The following is a 5065-nucleotide window of genomic DNA, read 5'->3' as shown; positions in this document are numbered from 1 at the left end:
AACAGCGCCTCGTCCAGCATGTCCTGCATGCGCAGGCCAATGCGGGCCATCTTGTCCTGATAGCACGGACCGATGCCGCGCTTGGTGGTACCGATGTTCTTCTTGCCGAGCTTCTGCTCAAAGGCGCCATCCAGATCGATGTGGTACGGCATGATGACATGCGCGTTGCCGCTAATCTTGAGGTTCTTGGTGGTGATGCCGTCGGCCTCGAACATATCGATCTCCTCAAGGACAACCTTGGGGTTGACGACGCAGCCGTTACCGATCACCGACACGTGGTCGGAATACATGATGCCGGAGGGCACCTGGTGCAGGCCGTACTTCTTGCCGTTGACGACGATGGTGTGACCGGCGTTGTTGCCGCCCGAGTAGCGCACGACGGCATCGAAGTCGCCGGCGACCAGGTCGCAAATCTTACCCTTGCCCTCATCGCCCCACTGGGCACCGACCAAAACGGTTGACGGCATGTTTACTCCTTACATTCATGGACTGTCTACGCGCCACGCCGGCACGCAGAAGCACAAAACATTCCCAGTATACCCGTGCAACGGGCGCCTGTCCTACTCCTCGGCATGTGCCCCATCAAGCTCATAGAACTTGGTGGATGCCGGCAGGAACATCAGGTCGACGTCGCCGATCGGGCCCGAACGGTTCTTGGCCACGACGATACGCGTGACGCCCTCGTCGGGTCGATCGTCGCGCGAGGCCTCGGCCTCGTCGGCGGAGCGGTCCAAGAACATAACGATATCGGCGTCCTGCTCGATGGAGCCCGATTCACGAAGGTCGGAAAGCTGCGGGCGCTTGCCGGTACGGGATTCAACCTGACGCGAAAGCTGCGACAGCGCGATGAGCGGGATCTTGAGCTCCTTGGCCATGATCTTCAGACCACGCGACATCTCCGAAACCTCGACGGTACGGCTCTCGGAGCGGCGTCCCGGCGGAGGACTCACCAGCTGCAGGTAGTCCAGGATGATGATTGCCTTCTCCTTGTTATGGAGCATGCGGCGGCTCTTGGCGCGAATCTCGGTCACTGTGGTGCCGGGCGTATCGTCAATCAGAATATCGAGCTTGGACAAGGTCTGCGTGGCCTCGTTGATATTGGCCCACTGCTCGGGGCTAATGCGGCCCATGCGGAAGTCACTGATCGAGATCATGGCGTAGGCGCAAATCAGACGCTGGGCAATTTCCTTGCCCGACATCTCCAGCGAGAAGAAGCCGACGGTATAACCGGCAGCGGCAGCGTTGAGCGCCAGATTCAGGGCGAACGACGTCTTACCTACAGCAGGACGGGCGCCGATGATGATGAGCTGACCCTCGCGGAAGCCCATGAGCATGCGGTCGAGCGATGGGAAGCCCGTGGGCACGCCCGCAGCCTGGCCACCGGCCTGGCACACTTCCTCGGCCTCGTTATAGGCCTCGACCATAAACTCAGTCAGCGTCTTGTAGCTCGACTTGACCTCGCGTGCCGTGACCTTGAGCAGTTTGCTCTCGGCCAGCTCCACGACCTCTTTGGTGTCGGTGGGGGCGTTATAGGCCAGCGCGTTAATCTCGTTGGTGGCGCCGATCAGCTCGCGCAGCATCGAGTCGCGACGGACGATGGCGGCATGGTGCTGCCAGTTCACGAGCGACAGGGTCTGACCCATCAACTCCAAAATGTACGCTTCGCCACCCACGGCATCGAGCTTGTTGATGCTTCGCAGGTAATCGATCAGCGAGATAGAGTCGATGGGAATGCGGCTGTTGTACATATCGACCATCGCGGTATAGATGGTCTTATGAATGGGGCGGTAGAAGTCATCGGGCTGCAGCTCGACCTGGGCCTCTTCGACCACCTCGGGCGATAGCAGCATAGCGGCCAGTACATTGGCCTCTGCATCTTGGTTTTGGGGAAGACCCAACTTTGAGCCGCGGTCCTCAACCGTCAGCCCGGTCTCCCTATCGTCATATGCCATGAGCATCCTCATTCATATCGCTTGCGAGCATCCATAGTATCAGCCACGGTCCCAAAACGCGCCGCGCGCCGCCAATCATCACCGAACCAAACGGATGAACGGTCCTGTATATAGGACTTCGACGCAACGTTCACCATGACACTCACTCAGCGCAAAAAACAAAAGGGCGCCCTGGTTTTCCAGAGCGCCCTTCTTAGAACAAGATTGTTGCGTTGCAGCAAATGCTACTCGGCAGCAGCCTCAGTCTCGACCTCGGCGGTCTCGGCCTCGGCGACCTCAGCGGCCTCCTCGACCTCAGCCTCGGCAGCGAGCTCCTCGGCGGTAACGCCGACGAGAACGACAACCTCGGCCTTGATCTCGCGGTACAGCGAGATGGCAACGGTGTGGGCACCGGCAACCTTGATGGGCTTACCGAGCTCGACGCGCTTGCGGTCGATGTCCATACCGAGCTGAGCCTTGATGGCGTCAGCGATCATAGCGGCGGTAACGGAGCCAAAGAGGATGCCCTCGTCGCCGACCTTGACGTCAACGGTGACCGTCTTGCCCTCGAAGGCAGCCTTGGTCTCGTTGGCGGTAGCCAGACGGACGGCCTCGCGCTTGGCGATGTTGTTGCGACGCTCGTCAAGCTGCTTGAGGTTGCCCTTGGTGGCGGCAACAGCGAGCTTCTTGGGGAACAGGAAGTTCTCAGCGTAACCCTGAGCGACCTCTACGACGTCACCCTCGCCGCCCTTGCCCTTGATCTCATCGAGAAGAATAACCTTCATGATGCGTCTCCCTTCTTAGCCGCGGTCGCGGTTGCCACGAGAGGAAACCACGGGGACGGTGTACGGCAGGAGAGCCATCTCGCGGGCGCGCTTGATGGCGTTGGCGATGTCATGCTGATGCTGCGTGCAAGCGCCAGTGACGCGACGGGGCTTGATCTTGCCACGGTCGGTCATGTACTTACGGAGAAGCTGAGTGTCCTTATAGTCGATGAACTCAGTGTTCTCCTTGCAGAACTGGCAGTACTTACGACGCGGCTGACGTGCAGAAAAATCATTAGCCATGTCAAAATACCTTTCGTTTGGCAACTTCGGCGAACCGAAGCCGCCTCTCACTCAAAAATAGGTGAACAACCCTTAGAACGGGATGTCCTCATCGTAGACGTCGACCGCGGGCGGCGTAGCCACCGGTGCGGCAGGACGTGCTGCGGGCGCGGGAGCTGCGGGGGCGTAACCGCCCTGATCGTAGCCACCCTGGCCACCACGGGAGCTCATAAACTCGATCTCATCGACGATGACCTCAAGCTTGCTCCGGCGCTGGCCGTCGCGCTCCCAAGAGCTGTAGCGCAGCTTGCCCTCGATCGCGACCTTGTTTCCCTTTGCCAGGAAACGGCTCACGGCCTCGGCGCGGGTGCCGAACATGGTGCAGTCGACAAAGTTGGGATAGTCCTCCCACTCGCCAGTCTGCGCGTTGCGGCGACGATCGTTCACGGCGACGCCAAAGGACAGAACCTGGGTTCCGCCGGCGGTGGCGCGCAGCTCGGGATCGCGGGTGAGGTTACCGGTGATGTTCACTCGATTGATGCTCATAACTCACTACTTCCTCTTGGGGCACAAGCCCAGTCCAAAACGACAGTCTTACTCCTGGTCGTCGCGACGGACGATCATGTGGCGGACCACAGCGTCGGTGATGCGCAGGACGCGATCAAGCTCGGCGATCTGGGTAGGATCTGCGTGGAAGTTGATGAGGGTGTAGTCACCATCGGTGAGGTCGTTGATCTCGTAGGCGAGCTTGCGCTTGCCCCACTCGTCAACGGAGTCGACCTTGCCAGCGCCCTCAGCGATCGTGGTATCGATACGCTTCATAACAGCGAGACGAGTCTCGGGGTCGAGCGACGGGTCAACAAAGAACAGCAGTTCATAAGCCTTCATATTGTCACCTCCTCTGGGCAAATGTGGCTTCAGGTCGTGAAGGTGCGCCTGAAGCAGGAAAAGACTTGGTAATAATATCTTTCAACCTCCCAAGCCGCAAGAATATGCAGCTACAACCTCATGACCTCCACATATGCCCATACTCGCACCACGTTTCATGCGCATTCCAACCAAATGCCGACCAAAAGCTTGACAGATCTGTGGACAAGATACGGTGCCGTGGGGACAAGCTGAGCCAAGCCGCAGGTCAACGGGCACAAGGCTGTGGTCGCAAAATGCATACCAGTGGTCCACAGCACCACCCAAAGATTTTTAAATTCATTGCCAAGTCGCTTATGAATACTCCTTTTGAACAATTGAGTTGATCAACCACGCTGGTCGGAAGCCGTTTTTTGGCACCTCAAACCCCACTGCAACGCCAAGCGCGGCCAAGCGTTTTAAAAAATGCCAACTTTTCTGTTTGCACTTTGCGATTCCTCGTGTATACTGACTTTCGCATTTAACGGAGAGTTGTCCGAGTGGCCGAAGGAGCACGATTGGAAATCGTGTAGGCGTCAAAAGCGTCTCCAGGGTTCAAATCCCTGACTCTCCGCCAGTTAATTCCAAAGCAGGCCTTCGAGCCTGCTTTGTTTTTACCCCACGCGGAGGGGTGGCAGAGTGGTTGAATGCGGCGGTCTCGAAAACCGTTTGGCCTGTATAAGGTCACGAGGGTTCGAATCCCTCCTCCTCCGCCATTAGATGGTATGAGCCCCAGCAATGGGGCTTTTTTGTTATCGAAATACGTCTCGATCCCACGCTTCCCCAAACATGTACGTCACCCTCCAAAACCGACATTTTTCGACATCTTTGAAGGCTGACGTACACGTTTGGATTGAGTTCACGGGAGTGGCACTATTCGGAAGGTGCCTCTTCGTCTCGCATGCCCTTCCAGTTGCGGATAAGTGCCTTGCGTAGTTCGTTTTGTTTTCTCTGGTACCCGGTGTCGGCACAGCGAGGCATGCCGAGTGCTTCGCGAATGTTGTTCATGGCGCGGTGAAAGGCGAGCTGACTACTGAACTGAGCCGAAGTGAGCGTAACGATTCGATATCCCATTTGGGAGAGAACGGCCTCTCGCTCCGCATCTGCTCCCTTGCGCTCGAGCTCATCGTGAAAACCGCCCTTATATTCGATACCGAGCGCCCTGCGCTTATAGGTCACGAG

The 5065-nt window shown here is 57.9% G+C and carries 6 protein-coding genes, 2 tRNA genes and 1 pseudogene; 2 read left to right on the top strand and 7 right to left on the bottom strand.

Going from position 1 to position 5065, the window contains the following annotated elements; translation table 11 throughout:
* From ABHR76_RS08845 to rpsF, 6 genes are all read right to left on the bottom strand, one after another.
* Positions 1-467, bottom strand: a 467-nt coding sequence (locus ABHR76_RS08845) for an adenylosuccinate synthetase (RefSeq protein ID WP_346977414.1), incomplete at its 3' end; no start/stop codon positions are given.
* A gap of 93 nt (positions 468-560) precedes the next feature.
* A complete protein-coding gene (gene dnaB, locus ABHR76_RS08840; protein WP_006235827.1) occupies positions 561-1958 on the bottom strand; it encodes a replicative DNA helicase in 1398 nt (465 codons plus the stop codon).
* A 218-nt stretch (positions 1959-2176) separates the two neighbouring features.
* Positions 2177-2716 carry a 50S ribosomal protein L9 gene (rplI, locus tag ABHR76_RS08835; protein WP_022094073.1) on the bottom strand — a complete coding sequence of 180 codons (540 nt, stop codon included), beginning with the start codon at positions 2714-2716 and terminating at the stop codon, positions 2177-2179.
* A gap of 15 nt (positions 2717-2731) precedes the next feature.
* Positions 2732-2998, bottom strand: coding sequence for a 30S ribosomal protein S18 (gene rpsR / locus ABHR76_RS08830; protein ID WP_006235829.1), 267 nt, complete (start codon positions 2996-2998; stop codon positions 2732-2734).
* A gap of 72 nt (positions 2999-3070) precedes the next feature.
* Complete coding sequence (locus tag ABHR76_RS08825; RefSeq protein ID WP_006235830.1) at positions 3071-3523, bottom strand: single-stranded DNA-binding protein; 453 nt, start codon at positions 3521-3523, stop codon at positions 3071-3073.
* A gap of 48 nt (positions 3524-3571) precedes the next feature.
* Positions 3572-3865, bottom strand: coding sequence for a 30S ribosomal protein S6 (gene rpsF, locus ABHR76_RS08820; RefSeq protein ID WP_006235831.1), 294 nt, complete (start codon positions 3863-3865; stop codon positions 3572-3574).
* Positions 3866-4369: 504 nt separating this feature from the next.
* On the opposite strand from rpsF, the gene ABHR76_RS08815 reads away from it, so the two are divergent.
* Together ABHR76_RS08815 and ABHR76_RS08810 are read left to right on the top strand one after the other, a co-directional pair.
* A tRNA-Ser gene (locus ABHR76_RS08815) sits at positions 4370-4460 on the top strand.
* 48 nt (positions 4461-4508) lie between these two features.
* Positions 4509-4599: transfer RNA gene (locus tag ABHR76_RS08810), tRNA-Ser, on the top strand.
* Positions 4600-4756: 157 nt separating this feature from the next.
* Here ABHR76_RS08810 and ABHR76_RS08805 read toward each other — a convergent pair.
* Positions 4757-5065 (bottom strand): annotated as a pseudogene (locus ABHR76_RS08805) (hypothetical protein); the annotation flags it as partial.

The organism is Collinsella aerofaciens, from assembly GCF_039752985.1.
GTDB lineage: Bacteria > Actinomycetota > Coriobacteriia > Coriobacteriales > Coriobacteriaceae > Collinsella > Collinsella aerofaciens_BT.
The sequence above is the reverse complement of the archived record's forward strand: the minus strand, read 5'-3'. Positions and strand labels throughout refer to the sequence as shown.

Coding starts and splice junctions, on each gene's coding strand:
- ABHR76_RS08825 (WP_006235830.1), bottom strand. CDS start 3,523: ATGAGCATCAATCGAGTGAACATCACCGGTAACCTCACCCGCGATCCC.
- rpsF (WP_006235831.1), bottom strand. CDS start 3,865: ATGAAGGCTTATGAACTGCTGTTCTTTGTTGACCCGTCGCTCGACCCC.
- rplI (WP_022094073.1), bottom strand. CDS start 2,716: ATGAAGGTTATTCTTCTCGATGAGATCAAGGGCAAGGGCGGCGAGGGT.
- rpsR (WP_006235829.1), bottom strand. CDS start 2,998: ATGGCTAATGATTTTTCTGCACGTCAGCCGCGTCGTAAGTACTGCCAG.
- dnaB (WP_006235827.1), bottom strand. CDS start 1,958: ATGCTCATGGCATATGACGATAGGGAGACCGGGCTGACGGTTGAGGAC.